Annotated in this window: 2 protein-coding genes and 1 pseudogene; 1 reads left to right on the top strand and 2 read right to left on the bottom strand. The window is 74.7% G+C overall.

Annotated elements, in window-relative coordinates:
• Nucleotides 1-948, bottom strand: a pseudogene (locus GTW67_RS29600) (hypothetical protein); the annotation flags it as partial.
• Between the two features lie 178 nt (nt 949-1,126).
• Nucleotides 1,127-2,512, bottom strand: coding sequence for an NsdA family TPR-like regulatory protein (locus GTW67_RS29595; protein ID WP_161167827.1), 1,386 nt, complete (start codon nt 2,510-2,512; stop codon nt 1,127-1,129).
• Nucleotides 2,513-2,788: 276 nt separating this feature from the next.
• Here GTW67_RS29595 and GTW67_RS29590 point away from each other — a divergent pair, with 276 nt between their 5' ends.
• The gene (locus GTW67_RS29590; protein WP_161167826.1) at nt 2,789-3,442 is read left to right on the top strand and encodes a bifunctional DNA primase/polymerase; all 654 of its coding nucleotides are present in this window, start codon (nt 2,789-2,791) and stop codon (nt 3,440-3,442) included.
• Nucleotides 3,443-3,527 lie beyond the last annotated feature (85 nt).

The raw sequence follows: 3,527 nt of genomic DNA, 5'->3' as shown, positions 1-3,527 counted from the left end.
GTGGCCGGCCGCGGGGTGCGGGGCGTGGCCGAGGAACTGCGTGGCGTCGGAGGGCGGGCCGGCGGGGGGTCTCTCGGGCGGCAGCGCCCCCGGAGAGACGGGGGGTATGTACTGCGTCGCCCCCTCGTCGGCGGGCATGCCGACGGGCGGCAGGTACTGGGTGGCGCCCTCGTCGGCAGGCGGAAGCGGCACGGAGGGCGGCTGCGCGTGCGGCGGCTGCGCGTGCTGACCGTGCGGCGACTGCGCGTGCTGGCCGTGAGCCTGCTGGCCGTGCTGCCCCGGAGCCTGCGGCCCGTGCGGCTGCTGGCCGTGCTGGCCGTGCTGCGGCTGGCCCTGCTGTCCGTGGGTCTGCTGACTGTGCGCCTGCTGGTCGTGCTGCGGCTGCTGGCCGTGCTGACCCGGAGCCTGCTGCCCGTGCTGTCCGTGCAGCTGCTGCCCATGCTGGCCGTGGGCCTGCTGGCCGTACTGCTGCGGCTGCTGCTGCTGGCCGTAGGCGTTCTGTCCGTACTCCGGTTGTCCGTACGGCTGCTGCGCGCCCTGTGGGTGGCCGGTCGGGGCCGGGGCGCCGTACGCCGGGGGCTGCGCGTTCTCCGGGGGCAGTGGGCCGGGGCCCGCCTCGGGCGGCAGGCCGCCGGGGCCGCCCTGCGCGGGCCATCCCTGCGGGTCGGTGGGGTGGCCGCCGGTCTCCGGGGAGCCCCAGGGCTGGGCGCCGGGCGGGGTCGGCCAGCTCTCGCCCTGCGGCCGGCCGTACTGCTGTCCGGGCCCCCACGGCTGGTCCCAGGCCTCGGCGCCGGCCGGCGCCGAGGCGGGCGCGGACCCTGCGGCCTGCGGCCCGGCGGGTCCGCCCGCCGGGCCCGGCAGCAAGGGCGCACCGCCGTCCGAGGGCAGCACGATGCCTTCGCGCGCTTGCCGCGGCGAGGGCTCCTCGCCCTGTCCACTCTGCGTCACCGGGACTCCTACGAATGGGGGACCTTCGGAATCGTCGGCTCACGCTACCGGGTTCCCCGAGCCCCCTGCCACGCCGCCCAGGGCGTGACCTCCTTCCCTGTGACCGCAGTAACAAAACCGGGCCCCTGCACGCTGTTTACGTTCCTTTCCGCTCTCCGCACAGCCTTTCACCGCATGTTCACGCGGCGGCGGGCAGATCGAGCCGCGCCCCGAACTCCCTTACCACCGCCTCCTCCCGGTAGGGCTCCAGGCGCTGCTGGAAGTCCTCCAGGTACTCGGCGCCCCGGTTGGAGCGCAGCGTCTCCAGCAGGTCGACGGCCTTCAGCGCCGTGTGGCAGGCCTGTTCGATCTCCCGTTTCTGCACCTGCGCGGTGGCGAGCAGCACATGGCCGATGGCCCGCCTGCGGGCCCGCGACTCGGGATGCCCGGCCAGGGACTCCTCGGCGCACCGCGCCGCCGCGTCGGCCTGCCCGAGGTCCCGGTGGCAGTGCGCCAACTCGTCGGCCAGGTAGGCCTGGTCGAAGTGCGCGATCCACACCGGGTCGTCGCCGGAGGCCGGGTCGGCCGCCTCCATCGCCTCGACCGCGCGCCCGGCGGCGGCCTGGGTCGACCGCGCGTCGCCGAGCAGGGCATGCCCGCGTGCCTCGGCCGCGTGGAACATCGACTCCGCCCGCGGTGTGACGCGCCCGCGCGCGCCCTCCTGGGCCGCGCGCGCCAACTGCGCGATCTCCCGCGGGTTTCCGAGCTGCGCGGCGAGGTGGCTCATGGACGCGGCGAGGACGTAGCCGCCGTATCCGCGGTCGCCGGCCGCCTGCGCGAGCCGCAGCGACTGGATGTAGTACCGCTGGGCCAGGCCCGGTTGCCCAGTGTCGACGGCCATGTACCCGGCGAGCTCGGTCAGCCGGGCGACCGTGGCGAACAACTCCCGTCCGACCGCCTCCCGGTAGGAGCCCGCGAGCAGCCCGGAGACGACGCTGTTCAGATAGTGCACGACGACCGGGCGCACGTGCCCGCTGCCGTACTGGTGGTCCAGGTCCACCAGGGCCTGCGTCATCGCCCGCACCGCCGCCACGTCGGACTGGCCCACGCGCGGCCCGGCCGAGCGCGACACCTGCGGGTCGGGCGCGGAGATCAGCCAGTCCCGGCTCGGCTCGACCAGGGCGGACGCGGCGACGGAGGAACCGGACAGGAAGTCCCGCCGCCCCACGTCGCTGCGCCACAGCTCGCAGACCTGCTCGATGGCCCCCAGTACCGTCGGCGAGAACTGGAGGCCGACGCCCGACGCGAGGTTCTTGCCGTTGGCCATGCCGATCTCGTCGATCGTGACCGTACGGCCGAGCTTGCGTCCCAGCGCCTCCGCGATGATCGCCGGCGCCCGGCCGCGCGGCTGCTGTCCGCGCAGCCAGCGGGCCACCGACGTCTTGTCGTACCTCAGGTCGAGACCGTGCTCGACGCCGCACATGTTCACCCGGCGGGCGAGGCCCGCGTTCGAGCAGCCCGCTTCCTGAATGAGCGCTTGCAGCCGTTCGTTCGGCTGCCGCGCGACGAGAGGCCTTGCGGCCATGGCGTACCCCCATGCGGTCTCGATGCTGTCTCGGCGGAACGCGAGATGTCCGGCCGTGGAGATCAATGCCCCGCCGAAGTACCGACAATGCGAGGCTTGTCAGGTTTGCCGGGGTTACGGCCGGTGCCGGCCCCAGACGTGGCTACCCAGCTCCGGCCACGGATCCTCCCGCGCGCCCCCGCACGTGCACCCATGCGCCCCGGGTGCGGGATCGATGCTCCTCCCCCGCGCGCGGGCGGGCCGTAACCCGTGGTGGGTGCGGGAGTTGAGTTCCACGTGGAAGAGACCATCCCGGGCACCGAAACCGCTCAGATCCCGCAGCAGCGCGGAACGTCGCTGCTGGAGACCGCCGTCCGCTATGCCGAGGAGCGCCACTGGGACGTGGTCCCCGGGGCCTGGCTGGAAGCCGCCGACGGGGTGCAGCGCTGCTCCTGCGGGGAGCCGGCGTGCGCCGCCCCGGGGGCGCACCCGGCGCACCAGGACTGGGCGGCGCGGGCGACGGGCAGCGCGACCGTCGTCCGCCGGCTGTGGCAGCAGCAGCCGACGGCGTCGGTGCTGCTGCCGACGGGGCGGACGTTCGACGCGATCGAGGTGCCCGAGACCGCGGGGTTCCTCGCGCTCGCCCGGATGGAGCGGATGGAGCTGACGCTCGGACCGGTGACGCTGGCGCCGGACCGGCGGATGCGGTTCTTCGTCCTGCCGGGGGCCGCGGGGAAGGTGCCCGGGCTGGTGCGGGGGCTGGGGTGGTCGCCCCGGTCGCTCGATCTGGCCGTGCTCGGCGAGGGCGGGTATGTGGCGGCTCCGCCGACGCGGGTGGGGACGCGGGGGGCTGTGCAGTGGGTGTGCCGGCCCACGGTGGCGAATCGGTGGTTGCCGGATGTGGAGGAGTTGGTCTCGCCGCTGGCGTATGCGTGCGGTAGGGACCGGTAGGCGCGCCTCTTCGTCTGCCGGGTTTCTGTGATTCGGCGGCTGCGGGTCTGTTCTTGGTTGATCGCGCCCACGCGGCGGAGCCGCA

Origin of the sequence: Streptomyces sp. SID5910, assembly GCF_009862125.1 — a bacterium.
GTDB lineage: Bacteria > Actinomycetota > Actinomycetes > Streptomycetales > Streptomycetaceae > Streptomyces.
The sequence above is the reverse complement of the archived record's forward strand: the minus strand, read 5'-3'. Positions and strand labels throughout refer to the sequence as shown.